The sequence below is a fragment of the Amycolatopsis balhimycina FH 1894 genome (assembly GCF_000384295.1).
Classification (GTDB): Bacteria; Actinomycetota; Actinomycetes; order Mycobacteriales; family Pseudonocardiaceae; genus Amycolatopsis; species Amycolatopsis balhimycina.
The window spans coordinates 5,285,948-5,301,989 of the sequence record NZ_KB913037.1 but is presented as its reverse complement, the minus strand read 5'-3'; the positions used below and the strand labels follow the sequence as shown (position 1 = coordinate 5,301,989).

13 protein-coding genes are annotated in these 16,042 nt (G+C 67.8%); 7 read left to right on the top strand and 6 right to left on the bottom strand.

The annotated features are described in order from the left end of the window. The first annotated feature begins 14 nt into the window (after positions 1-14). A complete protein-coding gene (locus tag A3CE_RS0123725) occupies positions 15-1,406 on the top strand; it encodes an alpha/beta fold hydrolase (RefSeq protein WP_026468791.1) in 1,392 nt (463 codons plus the stop codon). Here A3CE_RS0123725 and lipB read toward each other — a convergent pair. Beyond that, the gene (lipB, locus tag A3CE_RS0123720; RefSeq protein ID WP_020642606.1) at positions 1,390-2,025 is read right to left on the bottom strand and encodes a lipoyl(octanoyl) transferase LipB; all 636 of its coding nucleotides are present in this window, start codon (positions 2,023-2,025) and stop codon (positions 1,390-1,392) included. The two genes, A3CE_RS0123725 and lipB, sit on opposite strands and share 17 nt — an antisense overlap. Positions 2,026-2,034: 9 nt before the next feature. Further along, positions 2,035-3,255 (bottom strand): cytochrome P450, encoded by a 1,221-nt coding sequence (locus tag A3CE_RS0123715; RefSeq protein ID WP_020642605.1) that lies wholly within the window; start codon positions 3,253-3,255, stop codon positions 2,035-2,037. Between the two features lie 101 nt (positions 3,256-3,356). Between A3CE_RS0123715 and A3CE_RS0123710 the strand changes: the two genes are divergently transcribed. Further along, complete coding sequence (locus tag A3CE_RS0123710; RefSeq protein WP_020642604.1) at positions 3,357-6,458, top strand: ATP-binding protein; 3,102 nt, start codon at positions 3,357-3,359, stop codon at positions 6,456-6,458. On the opposite strand, the gene A3CE_RS0123705 is transcribed toward A3CE_RS0123710, so the two are convergent. From A3CE_RS0123705 to A3CE_RS57450, 3 genes are all read right to left on the bottom strand, one after another. After that, on the bottom strand, positions 6,442-7,185 hold the full coding sequence (locus A3CE_RS0123705) for an ABC transporter permease (protein ID WP_026468790.1): 744 nt from the start codon (positions 7,183-7,185) through the stop codon (positions 6,442-6,444). The genes A3CE_RS0123710 and A3CE_RS0123705 overlap by 17 nt on opposite strands. After that, positions 7,182-8,117: a daunorubicin resistance protein DrrA family ABC transporter ATP-binding protein gene (locus A3CE_RS0123700; protein ID WP_020642602.1), complete on the bottom strand. Its 936-nt coding sequence runs from the start codon at positions 8,115-8,117 to the stop codon at positions 7,182-7,184. Before A3CE_RS0123700 ends, A3CE_RS0123705 begins: the two co-directional genes overlap by 4 nt. 703 nt (positions 8,118-8,820) lie before the next feature. Then, positions 8,821-9,063, bottom strand: a complete 243-nt coding sequence (locus A3CE_RS57450) for a hypothetical protein (protein WP_020642601.1) — start codon at positions 9,061-9,063, stop codon at positions 8,821-8,823. Positions 9,064-9,365: 302 nt separating this feature from the next. Here A3CE_RS57450 and A3CE_RS0123685 point away from each other — a divergent pair, with 302 nt between their 5' ends. The 5 genes from A3CE_RS0123685 to A3CE_RS0123665 all read left to right on the top strand — a co-directional run bounded on the left by A3CE_RS0123685 (position 9,366) and on the right by A3CE_RS0123665 (position 14,959). Then, the gene (locus A3CE_RS0123685) at positions 9,366-9,644 is read left to right on the top strand and encodes a hypothetical protein (protein WP_020642600.1); all 279 of its coding nucleotides are present in this window, start codon (positions 9,366-9,368) and stop codon (positions 9,642-9,644) included. 14 nt (positions 9,645-9,658) lie between these two features. Continuing rightward, on the top strand, positions 9,659-9,976 hold the full coding sequence (locus A3CE_RS0123680) for a hypothetical protein (protein WP_125592489.1): 318 nt from the start codon (positions 9,659-9,661) through the stop codon (positions 9,974-9,976). A 451-nt stretch (positions 9,977-10,427) separates the two neighbouring features. Continuing rightward, positions 10,428-11,270 (top strand): RNA polymerase sigma factor, encoded by an 843-nt coding sequence (locus A3CE_RS0123675; protein ID WP_020642598.1) that lies wholly within the window; start codon positions 10,428-10,430, stop codon positions 11,268-11,270. A 1,163-nt stretch (positions 11,271-12,433) separates the two neighbouring features. Then, positions 12,434-14,002: a hypothetical protein gene (locus A3CE_RS51585; protein ID WP_245589579.1), complete on the top strand. Its 1,569-nt coding sequence runs from the start codon at positions 12,434-12,436 to the stop codon at positions 14,000-14,002. Between the two features lie 309 nt (positions 14,003-14,311). Further along, the gene (locus A3CE_RS0123665) at positions 14,312-14,959 is read left to right on the top strand and encodes a hypothetical protein (protein WP_020642594.1); all 648 of its coding nucleotides are present in this window, start codon (positions 14,312-14,314) and stop codon (positions 14,957-14,959) included. A gap of 73 nt (positions 14,960-15,032) precedes the next feature. Here A3CE_RS0123665 and A3CE_RS53600 read toward each other — a convergent pair whose 3' ends face one another. Next, a complete protein-coding gene (locus A3CE_RS53600; RefSeq protein ID WP_125592487.1) occupies positions 15,033-16,031 on the bottom strand; it encodes a hypothetical protein in 999 nt (332 codons plus the stop codon). Positions 16,032-16,042 lie beyond the last annotated feature (11 nt).

Below are 16,042 nucleotides of genomic sequence, written 5' to 3'. Positions count from 1 at the left end.
CGCATGATGCACCCATGCGCAGGAAGATGCTGACCGCCGGGCTGGTCCTGGCGCTGACCGCCGCACTCGGGGGTGTGGCCGCGGCCGACGCGCGTCCTGGGGGACGACCGAAGCTGACGGACCCGCATCCGTGCCCGGGCCAACCGGGTTTCACGTGCTCGATCCTGACCGTGCCGCTCGACCACACCGGCCGGGTGCCGGGCACGCTCGACCTGCCCGTGGCGACCGCGGACAACGTGACCGCGCCCAAGGGCGTGCTGCTGTTCCTCACCGGCGGCCCCGGGCAGGGCGGCGTCGGCGCGATCACGCGGATCGCCACGCAACGGCTGCCGGAAGTCGCGAAGGACTACCGGTTCGTCATGCTCGACCAGCGCGGCACCGGGCCGTCGGGTGCGCTGCAGTGTCCCGGCCTGCAGGCGCAGATGGGCAGTTCGGACATCGCGACGCCGTCACCCGATGCGGTGAAGGAATGCGCGCGCATCCTCGGCCACACGGCTCCGCTGTACTCGACCGACCAGACCGTGGCGGACTTCGACCAGCTGCGGCAGGCGCTCGGCGTGCCGAAGATGGTCGTCGACGGCGTCTCGTACGGCTCGTTCACCGCGGCGCGGTACGCGATCGCGCACCCGCGCAACGTCAGCAAGGTCGTCCTCGATTCGGTGCTGCCGCACCACGCGACCGCGTCCGCATCGCTGTACCTGACGGGGTTGACGGCGGAGGCGCGCGTGCTGCGCGCGGCCTGCGCGGTGGCCCCGGCCTGCGGCTACGACCCGGCCGAAGACCTGGCGTGGGTGGTCCGCCACCGCGGCGCGGCCGACGGGGTGCGGATCTTCGACACGATCGTCTCGTACGAATTCGCCGACCCGACCTACCGCGCCCCGGCGGCGGGCGACATCATCGGCGCGCTCCACGAAGCCCGCGGCGGGGCCCCGGCCCACCTCGACGAGCTGCTGGAGGCCTACAAGTCCGGTGGCGACGACCCGGCGTCGTTCAGCGCCGGCCTCCACGCGGCGACGCTGTGCGCCGACCAGCGCTTCCCGTGGGGCTCCGCGGCCACCCCGGTCCCGTTCCGGCAACCCCTGCTGTCGCTGGCCGCACGCACGCTGCCGGCGAGCGCGACCTGGCCGTACACGACCGAAGTCGCCACGCGGCAGGGGTTCATCCAGAGCTGCCTGCCGTGGCCGGCGGAACGCCCCGGCTCGAACCCGGCGGGACCGTTGCCGGACGTCCCGGTGCTGCTGCTCAACGGCGACCACGACCTTTCGACGCCGTTGGAGTGGGCGCGGGAGGAATCGGCGCAGGCCCCGCGCGGTGAGCTGGTGATCGTGCCGGGCGCGTCGCACTCGATCCAGAACCGCGAACGCGGCCACGCGGGGCGGGACGCGGTGATCAGCTTCCTGCGGTGAGGGCAGCGAAAACCGCGTCCCGCACCTCGGCATCGGACGGTGTCCCCCGTCGTTGTTCGGCGGCGAGCTCGGCGAGGGACACCATGGTGACGTCGGCGAGACCGCACGCGGTGAAGCGGTGGAAGGCCGTCATGTCCGGGTCGACGTTGAGCGCGAAGCCGTGGCTGGTGACCCCGCGGCGGATCCGCATGCCGATCGAGGCGACCTTGCGGTGGTCCGGTGTCCAGACCCCGGCGAGGCTGGACGCCCCCTTCGGCGTTTCCCGCCGCACCGCGGGAAAACCCAGCCAGCCGAGGGCGTCCACCAGGCCGTTTTCGAGCCACCGCACGATGTCGACGGGCCCGCGCGCCTTGACGTCGACGACGAGGTAGCCGACGAGCTGCCCTGGCCCGTGGTAGGTGGCGTACCCGCCGCGGTCGACCTGGACGGCCGGCAGATCGGCGGGCAGGTCTTCGGGCTTGGTGCGCGGGCCGTAGGTGACGATCGGCGGATGGCTGAGGAGGAAGAGCCGGTCCTCGGCCAAGCCCTGCTGACGTTCTTCCACCCACGTGTTCATGTCGGCGAGAGCTTGGTGGTAACCGACCTCACCGAGGTCGACCCGCTTGATCGGCCAGTCCACGACTCCAAGCTACGCCGGCTGTTCCGTCCAGGTGACCGGCAACGCGTGGACGCCGTAGATGTTCATGTCGGTCCGCAGTTTCACCTCACCGGCCGGGACGGCCAGTGCCAGGGTCGGGAAGCGGCGCAGCAGGCCGCCGAACCCGGCGCGCATTTCGACGCGGGCCAGCTGCTGCCCGAGGCACTGGTGGATGCCGTGACCGAAGGACAGCAGGCCACGGGCGTTGCGGTGGATGTCGAGCGTGTCCGGGTTGTCGAAGCGCCGCGGGTCGTGGTTGGCCGCCAGCAGCGAGACGACGACGGTCGAGCCCTTGGCGATCGTTTCCCCGCCGAGTTCCAGGTCTTCCGTCGCGTACCGGAAGAAGATGTCGGCCACGGACAGGTAGCGCAGCAGCTCCTCCACTGCGCCCGGCAGCAGTTCCGGGTCGGCGCGCAGTTCGGCGCGCTGCGCGGGGTGTTCAAGCAGCGCGAAAGTGCCCAGCGCCAGCATGTTGGCAGTGGTCTCGTGCCCCGCGAGCAGCAGCAGGAAGGCCGCGCCGGTCAGCTCTTCGATGGTCAGGTCGTCGTGGCGGGCCAGGTCGGACAGGATGTCCTCACCCGGCTCGGCGCGCTTGCTCGTGACCAGTTCGGAGAGGTACGTGTTGAGCGCGATGTACGCACCCATCTTCTCCTCGAGCGACTGCTCCCTGACCATGAACTGGGCGGAGTCGGCCTGGAACTTCTCCCGGTCCGCGTACGGCACGCCGAGCAGTTCACAGATCACCAGCGACGGCACCGGGAGCGCGAACTCCTTGACCAGGTCGACCGGCGGAGCCAGCCGCGCCAGGTGGTCCAGCTGCCGCTCGACGACGTCGGCGATGTGCTCTTCGAGCTGCTTCATCCGCTTCACGGTGAAGGCGCCGGTGAGCCGCTTGCGCAGCCGGCTGTGGTCCGGCGGGTCCATGGCGACGAACATGCCCGGGATCTGCGGGGACGGCTCGGTGGCGACCGGCATGCCCGTCTCGTACGGCACGTGGATGACGTCGAGGTCCAGGCGGGAGCTGAACCGCGTGTCGGCCATCAGCTGCCGGACCTCTTCGTAGCCGGTGACGAGCCAGCCCTCGTGACCGTCGGGGAAGACCAGCGGGCTGACCGGGCGAGCCTCGCGCAGCCGGGTGATCTCGCGCGGCGGGTCGAAGGGGCCCGCGTCGCGTTCCATGGGAAGTCCGTGCGGGACGTCGACCTGGCTCATCGGTGTTCCTCTCGTGGTGGTGGTGCCGACCACGGTCACCGACCGGGCTGACACGGGGCTGACACGGCTCGGACACCGGCGTCCGTGGCAAGATCGGCCGGGTGCGGATCGGGATCCTGGGGCCCTTCGAAATACGGCTGGACGACGGCGCGCTCGCCGACGTGCCGGGCGCCCGGTTGCGGGGACTGCTGGTCGCCCTCGCGCTCGAACCGGGTCAGGTGGTCCCGAAAGCGACGCTCGTCGACTGGATCTGGGGCGAGCGTCCACCCGCCGAAGCGGCGAACGCCTTGCAGCGCTTGGTTTCCCGGCTGCGGAAGGCCCTGCCGGACGGGTCGGTCGACGGCAGGCCGACCGGCTACCGGCTGCTGGTGGCGCCCGACGCCGTCGACGCCGTGCGGTTCGAGCACCTCGTCGGCCAGGCCCGCCAGGACCCACGGCAGCTGCGGGACGCACTGGCGCTGTGGCGCGGCGCGGCCATGCAGGACGTCGAGCTGCCGGAGAGCCCGGCGTTCGGCGCGGCGGTCACCCGGCTCGAGGGCCTGCGCCTGGCCGCGCTGGAGGACCGGTTCGACGCGGAGGTCCGCCTCGGCTGCGGCGCGGACCTGGTCACGGAACTGACCGACCTGGTGGCCGCGAACCCGATGCGGGAACGGCTGGTCGTCGCGTTGATGCGCGCCCTCGTCGCGACCGGGCGCGACACCGAGGCACTGCTCGTCTACGAGCGCACGAGGGAAACGCTGGCCGACACCCTGGGCGTCGACCCGTCACCCGAGCTGTCCGAGCTGCACGTCGCGCTGCTGCGGGGCGAGCTGGGACGGCGTGAGGAGAACCGGAAAACCAACCTGCGGGCCGAGCTGACCAGCTTCGTCGGCAAGGACGCCGACGTCGCCGCGGTCCGCGAGCTCGTCGCCGGCCACCGCCTCACCACCCTGATCGGGCCGGGCGGTTCGGGAAAGACCAGGCTGGCCACGGAAACCGCGCGCACCCTGCTCGGTGACCTGCCGGACGGCGCCTGGGTGGTGGAGCTCGCGGCCATCCGCGCCGAGGGTGACCCCGCGCAGGCGACGCTCTCCGCCCTCGGCCTGCGGGACGTCCTGCTCGGCGAGGGACCGGACGCGGAGCCGGTGGACCGGGTCGTCGCCGCGCTCCGCGAGCGGGAAACGCTGCTGATTCTGGACAACTGCGAGCACGTGATCGAGGCCGCGGCGGAGTTCGCCCACCGCGTGCTCGGCGAATGCCGCCGGCTGCGGGTCCTCGCGACGAGCCGGGAACCCCTCGGCATCACCGGGGAGTCGCTGTGGCCGGTCGCACCGCTGGCCCTGCCCGGGGAGAACGCCGACGCCGTCGAGATCGAGAACGCTCCGGCCGTGCGGCTGCTGCGGGACCGGGCCGGCGCCGTGCGCAAGGACCTAGCCCTCAACGCATCCCCGGCTCTGGCACGCATCTGCCGGGCGCTGGACGGCATGCCCCTGGCCATCGAACTGGCCGCGGCCCGGCTGCGGACGATGTCCCTCGATCAGCTCGCCAACCGGCTCGACGACCGGTTCCGCCTGCTGACCGGCGGGAGCCGCACCGCGCTGCCGCGGCACCGCACGCTGCGCGCGGTGATCGACTGGAGCTGGGAACTGCTCGCCGACGACGAGCGAACGGTGCTGCGCCGGCTGTCGGTGTTCTCCGGTGGTACGGGCCTGGAAGCCGCCGAACGGGTCTGCGGGGACGACGCGGTCGAAGACGTCCTGACGGCGTTGACCGAGAAGTCGCTGGTCGTCGCCGACGGCGAGGAAGCGCCGCGCTACCGGATGCTCGGCACGATCAAGGAGTACGCGGAGCAACGGCTCACCGAAGCTGGGGAAGCGGATTCGACGCGCCGGGCGCACCTCGCGTACTTCACCGAGCTCGCCGAAACCGCCGAACCGCACCTCCGTCGCGCCGAACAGCTGGAGTGGCTCGCCACGCTCGAAGCCGAGCACGACAACCTCGCCGCGGCGATGCGCGGGGCGCTCACGGCGGGCGACGCGCAGGCGGCGATGCGGCTCGCGGCGGGGGCCGGCTGGTACTGGTGGCTGGGCGGCCACAAGTCCGAAGGCATGGAGCTGCTCACCACGGCCGCGCGCACGCCCGGCGAGGTCACCGACGAGCTCCGGGCGACGGTGTACGCCATCATCTCGATGTTCGTGAACTCCGGGCCGGGCGACGAACGCCAGTCCGCGGAGTGGATCCACCAGGCGTACCGCTTCAGCCGGAACATCCAGGGCGGGCACCCGGGGCTGGGGCTGGTCGTCGCGATGGAACGTCTTTTGCAGGGACCCGAAGCGGCGTTGTCCGCGTTCGAGCCGGCGCTGGCGGACGAGGATCCCTGGGTTCGCGCGCTGGCCCGGCTGCAGCTCGGCAAGATGCGGGTCATCTTCGGCCAAGGCGGGCGGGAGGCCGAGGAGTACCTCGAGACGGCGTTGACCGAGTTCCGCGCGATCGGCGAGCGGTTCGGGATCTCCTTCGCCCTGGCCGAATTGGCCGACCTGGTCGCCACGCGCGGTGAGTTCGCCCGGGCATGCGAGCACCTCGAACAGGCGATCGCGGCGGTCACCGAAATCGGCGCCGTCGACGACGTGATCCGGATGCGGTCACGCCAGGCACAGCACTACTGGCTGCTGGGCGACAAGGATTCCAGCGCGGCCGCCATCGCCGAGGCCCGGCGGCACGCGGACGGCGTCACCTGGCCGGGCACGCTGGCCGTGCTGGCCCTGTCGAAAGCGGAACTCGCCCGCTGGGACGGCGATGCCGAGGAGGCACGCCGGCAAATCGGCGTCATGCGTGCCGTGCTCGGCGAAGAAGCGGAGCAGCCACACCTCCGCGCGACCGCTCTTGTCCTGCTGGGTTACGTAGCCGGCGATCTCGACGAAGCGCGCGGACTCTACGAGGCGGCCTGTGCGGCGGCGGACGAGACCGGATACGTGCCCATGATCGCGGATGCCGTGGTCGGCGTCGCGGATTTGGCGCTGCGGCAAGAGGAGTACGAGCAAGCCGCGCGACTGCTCGCGGCGAGCACCGTGGTGCGCGGGCTGCCGGATCTGTCCAAACCGGACGTCGCGCGGATCGAGGAAACCACGCGACGCCGCCTCGGTGACACGCGGTTCACCGAGGCGACGCGGGAAGGTGCGCAGGCGAGCCGGCACGAGCTGATCGCCGTCACGCTCGCTTCTTGAACGTGGCGGAGGCCCACAGGTAGCCGACGACAGCGATGCCGGCGCACCAGGCGATCGCGGCGATCGCGTAGCCGGTGGACGGTGTGCCGTTCAGCAGCCCGCGCACGGTTTCGATGATGGGCGTGAACGGCTGGTACTCCGCGAACTGCCGGAGGCCCTGCCCCATCTTGTCGGCCGGGGCGATCGCGCTGCTGAAGAACGGCAACATGACCAGCGGCACGGTGGCGAGACCCGCCGTTTCCACGGATTTCGCCGCCAGCCCCAAAGCGATCGTCAGCCAGCCGGCCGCGAAGGCGAGCAGGACGACGATGCCGGCCACGCCGAGCCAGTCGAGGAAACTCGCCGACGGGCTGAACCCCAGTAAGAAAGCCACGCCGACAAGGGCGGCGATGGCGACGAGGTTGGTCAGCACGCTGGCGACGACGTGCCCGGTCAGGACCGCGCCGCGGGAGACGTCCATGACCTTGAAGCGGTTGATGATGCCCTTGGTCATGTCGGAGTTCACCGACGTCGCGGTGGCGCCGAGGCCGTAGCAAACGGCCAGCAGCATCAGGCCCGGCGTCGCGTAGTCGACGTAGTCGACACCGACGTCGAAAGCGTCTCCGAGCATGTAGACGAACATCAGCATGATCACGATCGGCATCAGGACCGCGTTGAACACCGACGTCGGGTTCCGGGCGATGTGCTTGAAGTTGCGCCGCAGCATCACGATCGAGGGAGATTTCATTTCGCGAGCACCTCCGTGGTGTGGCCCGTGAGGGCGAGGAAAACGTCGTCGAGATCGGGGGTGTGGACGGACAGTTCGCCGGCGGCGATCGCGTACTCGTCGAGCCGGTCGAGCAGCGTCCGCAGGGATTTCGTGCCGCCGTCACCGGGAACGCGCAGGACCATCCCCTCGTCGTCCCGGGTGGAGCCGGCGAGGACACGAGCGGCGGCGTCGAGTTCGGCGGCGGTGGTGAAGCGCAGCCGGACGTGGGTGCCGGGGATCCGGCGCTTGAGCTCGTCCGGGGTGCCCTGGGCGACCAGGCGGCCCTGGTCGAGAACCGCGATCCGATCGGCGAGCTGGTCGGCTTCCTCGAGGTACTGGGTGGTGAGGAAGATGGTCACGCCGTCGGCGACGAGCTCGCGGATGAGGGACCACATCGTGCGGCGGCTCCGCGGGTCGAGACCCGTGGTCGGCTCGTCGAGGAAGATGATTCGCGGGTGGCCGACGAGGGTCATGGCCAGGTCGAGCTTCCGGCGCATCCCGCCGGAGTAGGTCGACGCGGGTTTCCGCGCCGACTCCGTCAGTTCGAAGCGTTCCAGCAGCTCGTCGACGGTCCGTTTGCCGGCGGGGCCCCGGTGGAGGTCCACCATCAGCTGCAGGTTCTCCTGCCCGGTCAGCAGCTCGTCGACGGCCGCGAACTGCCCGGTGACGCCGATCGCGGCCCGGACGGCCTTGGCCTCGGTCGCGACGTCATGCCCGGCGACGCGGACGGACCCGCCGTCGGCGCCGGCCAGCGTGGTCAGGACGTTCACCGTGGTGGTCTTGCCGGCCCCGTTCGGGCCGAGCAGGGAGAAGACACTGCCCGCACGAACATCGAGATCGATGCCGTCGAGCACGACTTTGTCTTGGTAGGCCTTCCGCAACCCGGAAGCCATGATCGCCAGGTCTGTCATGGGAACCACTGTGATCAGCGGGCCTGACACCGACCTGACCCTGACCTGACACGGCCCCTGACACCGCCGCCGGACGTGAAAAATGGCCCGCACCCTGGGCGAGTACGAGCCATTCAACTGTGGAGCTGAGGGGAATCGAACCCCTGACCCCCGCCTTGCAAAGGTGCGAACCCGACTCACCGCTGACCAGCGAAACCCGTATCCCCCGTTCAGGGTCCTACACGGTCCGTCGTTCCCCGATGTTCCCCGCGCGCTCCCCCGGCAACGGGCACGCGAGGGGCACGCAGGGGCACACGCGGCTGGAACACGTGGTTGTGGCCAACTCCCCGGTGTTCCAGCTTCTTTTCTCTGCCCGGTGACTACTGAGACATACCGTTAGTGTGGGAGAAGAGCCGCCACCGAAGGTGTCACTCCCCTGTCACTCCTAAAGCCGCAGGTCAGTTCCAGTGAAGTGACAGAGTGACAGGTGTGACAGCCTCGACACTCTGCACGTGTCACACCGAGCCGCGGCAGTCTCCGCAGGTGTCCCCGGGTCCCCGGTTTCGGAACGTGCCGCAACGCACCGACCGGGCATGTCATCCCCGAATTCCGCCAGCCTTGGATGCGGCCACGTCCAGGAAAGGTGCGTCTACTGCGTGGGGCCGTCAAGTGTCACATTTCTTAGCGTGTAATCGACTGTGGTGGTGTGGACGAGACGCAGCCCTCACCCGTGCTGACCGACCTGACCGAGCTTGAGCGGTAGGTGGTCGACACCGCCCGCCGCGGGGAAGTCGCCAAACCCGCCACCACGATGACGGTGGAGGAACTGGCGGTCACCGACGACTCCGAACTGCAGGTGCGAGCCGATCTGCTCCGCGAACTGCTCCGCGGCCTGCACGGTGACCTCGACCCCCGCGGAATCCGGGTAGTGGGTGTGCGGGTTGCCGGAGAGCTCGACCTGGCTCATGTCACCGCGGTTATCTCCAGCTCCTCGACTTAGGGGCTCCTGAGCAGGAACTTTGCGTCGTGAACGTGTCCGCGACGCAGCTGCGCATGGACCTTTGTGGATCGGCGTGTTGCCATCCGTGTTGCCAGATCGCCCGAAATGTGCTTGTCGGCTGGCGGAACGGAAGCGGGTCTGTCAGAGTTTCGGCACTGGTTTCGTGCTCGGGTCTCGCTGCCAACGAGGCACTCCGGTTCTCCGGGGCGCAGACGCCCGTGAACGCGACCAGGGAGTCCAGGCAACGTTTCGAGCAAAGGAAGATCATCGTGAGCAAGATCCTTTCCGCCGTGCGGAAGGTGCTGGCCTTCGTGGGCTGCGTCCTGTGGTGGCCCCTGCCGCCGCTGCGCACCTGCGTGTCGGCGGTGAAGCGCCGCGGCCGCTGGTTCATCTGGTTCGTGGTCTTCGGCGTGTCCGTGGCGGCCGTCGTGAAGATGGTGATCGCCGGGGTCGACCCGGCGGCCGCGGTCGCCGCGGTCGCCGGCTGCGCCGCGCTGGCCGCGGTGGTGGTCGACAAGCTCGGTGACCCGGGCGCCGAGAACACCTGAGCGGCGCCTCCACCATGACCCGGGACAAGGGTCAGGTTCCACTCTCGCAGCTCGCCCAGGTTCTGGGCGAGCTGCGAGAGCTTGCCGACCTGACGTGGAGAGAGCTTGGAAGCCGTGCGATGTACCACCACACGGTGATGTTCCGCGCGGGAACCGGCCAGCGGGTGCCCAACTGGGCCGTCGTGAAGGCCTACTTCATCGCGTGCGCTTCGGAGATCCATGCGGTCGAATCGTCGACCGCCGCGGTCGTAGCCAAGGACGGCACCGTCATCGACTTGGCGATGTTGCAGATCCTGCTGAAGGACGCGGCCAAGGGCCGCCGACACCGATGATCACCCCCGGTAGCACGACCGCTTCGCCTGCACCGCCTCCGAATGGAGGCGGTGCAGGCGGTGTCGCCGATCTGCGTGATGCGGGGTTACTCGGACAGGCAACCGCGTTCGGGCGCCTTGCCTGGAGTCGAGCAGCGGGAGGCGGATAGTCATGTCTGACTCACACAATCTCAGTCGCGGATTCCGCGACGAAGCCCGACTCCGGAGTGAAGCGGAACTTGTCCGCGTAGTCCGAGACAAAGGCTCAAGCAGCCAAGAAGCCCAGCTTTTAATGACCCGTTTGTATAGATACGCAATTCCAGTCATGCGCGACCTTGTCAAGTCGGGACAAATCGTTAACAAGGTTATGCAAATCGGACGTCCAATACCTCCCAGCGAGCTCCGACGGTTGTCTGACGTCGACCAAATGGACCTTGTTATGGATGTAATAGCCGAAGCTGGAAGACTATTCATGTCCCAATTCTTGCTCGGCGAACAGCGGTGGCGCCCCGGGTTGGCATCAATTAGCACCACGTTCATCAACGCCTGCATTCGCGAGTTCCCCTCCGGGCTGCGAAAGGTTTCCCGAGCCGCACGATTGAAGGCCTTGAACGAAGTTCTCGTCGACGCCATGCCCGACGATGTCCAGCAGCTGACTGCAGCCACGTCTTCCGAGGGAGTGGATCCTGAGCGTCAGACTCTTGCCAAGTTGGAGCTCATGGAAGTGCTCGCCCGCGTCACGGAACGCGAGCGGCACATACTCTTATTGCATGGCGCAGGGCTGACTCATGGCGAAATCGCCTCCGCAATCGATGCGACCCCAGATGCCGTTCGCAAGATGTTGGCGCGCGCTCGCAAAAAGATCCGGAAGGACCGCGCCCGCAGGAGCATCGACCTTACCAATGAAGAGTTCACTAAAACTACGACTCTGATCGAGACTTGGCAGCACCTCCAGCAATGGGGGGTGGGAACATTGGAAATGGCCGTTACGATCAAGGGAATTATCGACAACGCGCGGAAGACTTTCGAGGACTCGCGCTTCCCTGCACTCTATCGACCCTCACCCAAGATTCCCCACAACATGCTCGACATTATTCTCGACCACATCGATGTGGATGTGGATAGAGAAGATAGGGTGTCCTGGATGTCAAAGCGGGCTCGCGTCACCCGAAGGGTTCTGGATGCGATTCGAACAGAGTTCCCAGACGTGAATCGTCCCAATCCCCACTCCAAGGGCGCAGTGTCAGACCTTCAACAATTTTACGACAGCTTGAAACTGGCCTGCGCTCCCGAAGAGACCTCAAGCCTCTCCTAACTCAGTTGCCGGAAGCGCACTCCTGCGGCCCGCAGGCGCGGCCGCATATCCCACATGCTGGGCAACGGCACTGCCTCCGCGCAGGGCCGCCTGCCCGGGTGCCGCCGGACCGTGACCGCATCGGCAACCGTGGCCATAACGACATGACCTGGGCGCCTGGAGCCCGGCGACTCTAGAAAACTTCTCTCCTCGTTGACGCATCCTGTCCGGACAGAGGGGCCAGGCTACCTATAACTAGATCAGAGGTACTTGCTCCGTTGCCTGGACGAGATCCTCATCAGCGCTGGCGGCCTCTCGTTTGGCCGCGAGAGGCCGCCGCGCTTTGCTCGACCATTGCTCCGTGCAGCAACTATGTCTCTCAGTAGATGACATCTCACTCTAAGTGTCCGCTGTCATAGGTGTCGGTTGAGCCGTCGGGCGAGCTCGGTTGAGGACGAAATTATGGCCAGCGTCGTCAGGCAAGTTGCTTGAGCGGTGGCATGACGCGTTGTCTTGCCTAGTGCTCAGGTGCAGGATGTCGCGGATCTTCTCGGTACTTGTGCTTCAAGTCGTCGGATCTCAGCGTAGGCGCATTCAAGTTGACGACGTAGTTGCTCGTTCTGTTCGGTCAGCGACCTGACCACCGCGTTGCAAAGGTGCGAACCCGTCTCGCTGCTCACCTGCGAAACCTTCGCTCCCTGGTCAGCGCTCTGCACGGCCTGTCGTTCCCCGTGATTCCCCGCGCACTCCCCCGGCAACGGGCACGCAAGGGGCACGTGGGGACACAAGTGGCTGAAACACGCGGGGCCCCCGGTGTTTCAGCCGCTTTCGGTCTTCCGGTGACTGCAGAGACATAGAATTAGAGTGGGGAGAAAGCAGTTACCGAAGGTATCACTCACCTGTCACACCCAAACCCGCAGGTCAGACGGAGTCGAGTGACAGAGTGACAGGTGTGACAGCCTCGACACGCCGCAGCTGTCACACCGAGCCGCAGCAGGCTCCGCGGGTAACCTCGGCGCGGACGTACCGCAACGCACGCAGCAGCTCGTCATTCCCCCGAGTTGACCGTCTTGGCTGCGGGCACGTCCAAGAAGGGTGCCCGCCGCGAGGAGGTGGGTTTCAGATGTCACATTCGGTAGCGTGTCATCGACATTGATGGCGTGGACGAGACGCAGCCCTCACCCGTGCTGACTGACCTAACCGAGTTCGAGCAACGGGTGGTCAACACCGCGCGCCGCGGGGAAGTCGCCAGACCCGCCACCGCGATGACGGTGGAGGAGCTGGCGGTCACCGACGACCCCGAAATGCGGATACGAGCGGATCTCCTCCGCGAACTGCTCCGAGGCTTGCACGGTGACCTCGATCCCCGCGGAATCCGGATAGCGGGTGTGCGGGTCGTCGGACGGCTCGACCTCGATCACGTCACCGCCATCACCGGTCTGGACTTGTACCGATGTGCGCTACCGAACGGCGTCGTTTGCCGATACGCGCGCCTTCGCTGCCTGTACCTGAACCACTGCCTACTCACCCACCTGTACGCCGACGGCCTCCGCACCGACAGCAGCCTGCACATGCGGGACGCCACCATCACCGGCACCGGAGAACTCGGCGCAGTTCGACTGTCCGATGCCCACATCGGCGCTGAACTCGGCCTCAGCCGAGCCACTATCACCAACACCACCGGTCCCGCGCTGCACGCCGACGGCCTCCGCACCGACAGCAGCGTGCACATGCGGGACGCCACCGTCACCGGCACCGGAGAACTCGGCGCGATCCGGCTGCTCGGCGCCCACATCGGCGGCCCACTCGTACTCGATCGGGCCGCCATCACCAACACCACCGGTCCCGCCCTGCACGCCGACCGCCTCCGCACCGACAGCAGCCTGCACATGCGGGACGCCACCGTCACCGGCACCGGAGAACACGGCGCGATCCGGCTGCTCGGCGCCCACATCGGCGGCCAAGCTGTCCTGCTGGTCTCCGGACTGGACAACAGCTCGGGCCCACTCCTAGTACTGCATGAGGCGCAGACCACCGGGGCGTTGCTGTTCCCAGCGGCGGTGGTGTGCCCGGCCGGTCAGGAGGGGATGAGCCGGCATGGCTGCCCCGACAGCGACCGCACCCTCACAGTCCACGGATTGACTTACCCCATCCTGCGTGAAACATCGTGGCGTCAATGGCTGCACCTGCTGGTTCACCACACCCTCACCTACTGGCCCCAACCCTTCCAGCAACTCGCCGCAACCGAATGCGCCGCCGGCCACGACAACAACGCCCGCGAAGTCCTGATCACCCAGCAACACGACCTCCGCCGACGCACCCCCGAGGCTCTGGGCAACCGGCTCGCGCGCGCGCGACACGCGCTCTGGGGCTGGCTCGGCCGCTACGGCTACCGCGCCCACCGCCTCGCCACCGCCCTCGCCGTCATCCTCACCCTCGCCGCCACACTCAGCCTGCTCGCCGGGCACGTCACCACCCACCCCGACCACCACGCCGCCGAACGCGTCCTACCCCCCACCGCAAAACCCACGGACCCGGGCACACCCTGCTCACCCGTCGAACTCATCGGCCTCGGCATCGACCGTGGTCTCCCCCTCGGCACCACCGGCATTCGCGCCCACTGCGACCTCGACACCACCACCGGCTGGGGCCAAACCTTCACAGCCATCCTCTGGGCACTCCAAGCCCTCCTCTGGGGCCTGGCAACCCTCGCCATCGCCGCCTACACCGGCCTCGTCCGCAAACCCACCTGACCACCGCGTTGCAAAGGTGCGAACCCGTCTCTCCGCTGACCTGCGGGAACCGTATTTTCTGGTCAGGGACCTGTTTCAACTGAGTGACAGCGTGACAGGTGTGACAGTCCGGGCGTTCCATAGGCGTTACTCGGCCACAACCCGAGGTTTGGCGACGGTTGCCACCCCGAACTCGATCGTCGCCAAAACCTGCTCGCGAATCCGGGCCATTTGCGGCCACTGAGACCCCCTGACCACGTCGACTGCAACCGTGCAGGTCACCCGCGAGCCTCGTGCGTCAGTCGCGCCGGACGTTTAGAGTCCTCCACTATGGTGCAGCAACCGCCCTTCACGATCACCGTCGGCAGCCCCACTTCGCCAGACGTGATCGTCAACCTTCCCCCGTCGCCATCGTCTACACCGACGATCGTCACGCTGATCATTCCGGTCGTTGCGGCCATTCTTGCTGCTTTCATGACGCACGTCTTCGCCCAGTGGAGAGCTAAAGCCGACACGAAGGAGGCCCACCGAAGGGACGAGCTCGGTCACGCGGCCACAATGCTTGCTGCTGCGATTCCATGGGTCAGGGCCGCTCAGGTCTACATCGTACGCTGCGACGAATATGACGGAGACCCTGATGGAAAGCCGGCGGAACGTCTGGCCCAGGCCACTGAAAAAATCAACGCCGCAGATAAGGAGTTCCTATTCGCGCGGACAGCCGCGGGCCTAATCATCAGCAATCCCGTGGTTAAAGATTGCATCAAGCAGGTCAAGGATTGCTACGACAGTTTCGCGGGGCGCTTCGAACAGGCACGCAAAAAAGTTGACATTCAGGAGAGTCTCGCCGAGTGCCAACGCTTCCGCGAACTGATCGACGCGTTGAATGATTCGGTCGCAGCCACCTACTCCGCCCTGCCGAACACCGTTGCCGCCCGGCGATCCAGCCGGACCTCTTTTGCTCACGCCGAAACCAAGTAGCCGGCCTACCCCTAGTGCGGGAGCGGGCACCCGTTTGCGTTGGCCTACACAGCAGTCCCGCCGAACAGCCGGACTACAGACACCTGGTGTACCCGGTGGCCTGGTAGCCGCCACCACCGCCCGCAGTGAGCTCGAGTTGGAAGATCCCCAGCGAGGTCGGGCCCGCGGTTGGTGGGTCGATCGAGAGCGCGCACGCGTCCACCCGGAGCCACTTCCCCGCTGGGCCGTACTCAGTGGCCGAACCCGGCAGCGGCAGCAAGGCAGCGTTCTCGTACGCCACGCCGTCGCCGTTGGGCACTTGCCGGGACAGTGCGTCCACGGCGTGCTCGCACGCGTCGGCCCCGTGCGCGGCGGCGAAGTCCCTCCTGGCCGGCGGGGTGAGGATCGCGCACGCGACGGCTGGCTGTCGCTCCGCGATCGACTTGATCATCGCTTGGACGAACGAGGCGGCGCTGTGCGGCATGATCCGGCTGAATGCTTCCTGGTGCGCCTGGTCCAGCTCGGCTTGACGACGGTCGGCAAGCTCAGCGGCCGCCAACTGCTGCCCAACGATCCCCACCGTCAACACCAGTACGCCGGCCGCTGCGGCGGCGATCGGGTGCCAGCGGCGGACCGGCCGCCCCCTCCAGCCGGGCAAGCCAGGGCGAGCCGAAATACGCGGAATCGGCGCGGTTTGCTCTGCCGGCCCCGCGGCAGGCACGTGCACGAGCGGCTGAGCGGGCGAACGGCCCGCAACGGCCCGGCCGACGAGACGAACGCGGTAGAGCGCCAACGCCCACCACGCGGCGACGGCGACCAGCACCACGCCGACGACGAGGCACCAGCCCCACCAGGGCACCGACAGCAGCCACCACACGTCAGCCGCCACCAGCCCGGCCGCCGGCGCTCCCGGGCGCCGGACACCGACCAGCGCGGCAAGCAGCAGTACCCCGAGCGCGAGCACCCATGGCCAGGCGCTGTCCAGCAGCGTCCACAGCATCAGCGCGAGTCCGCCGGCGGCGATGGCGACCAGCCATTCCAGCCGCCGGCCGTCGAACGCCGACCTGGCGAGTTCCCTCCTCATGATCACCACGAGTCCACGAT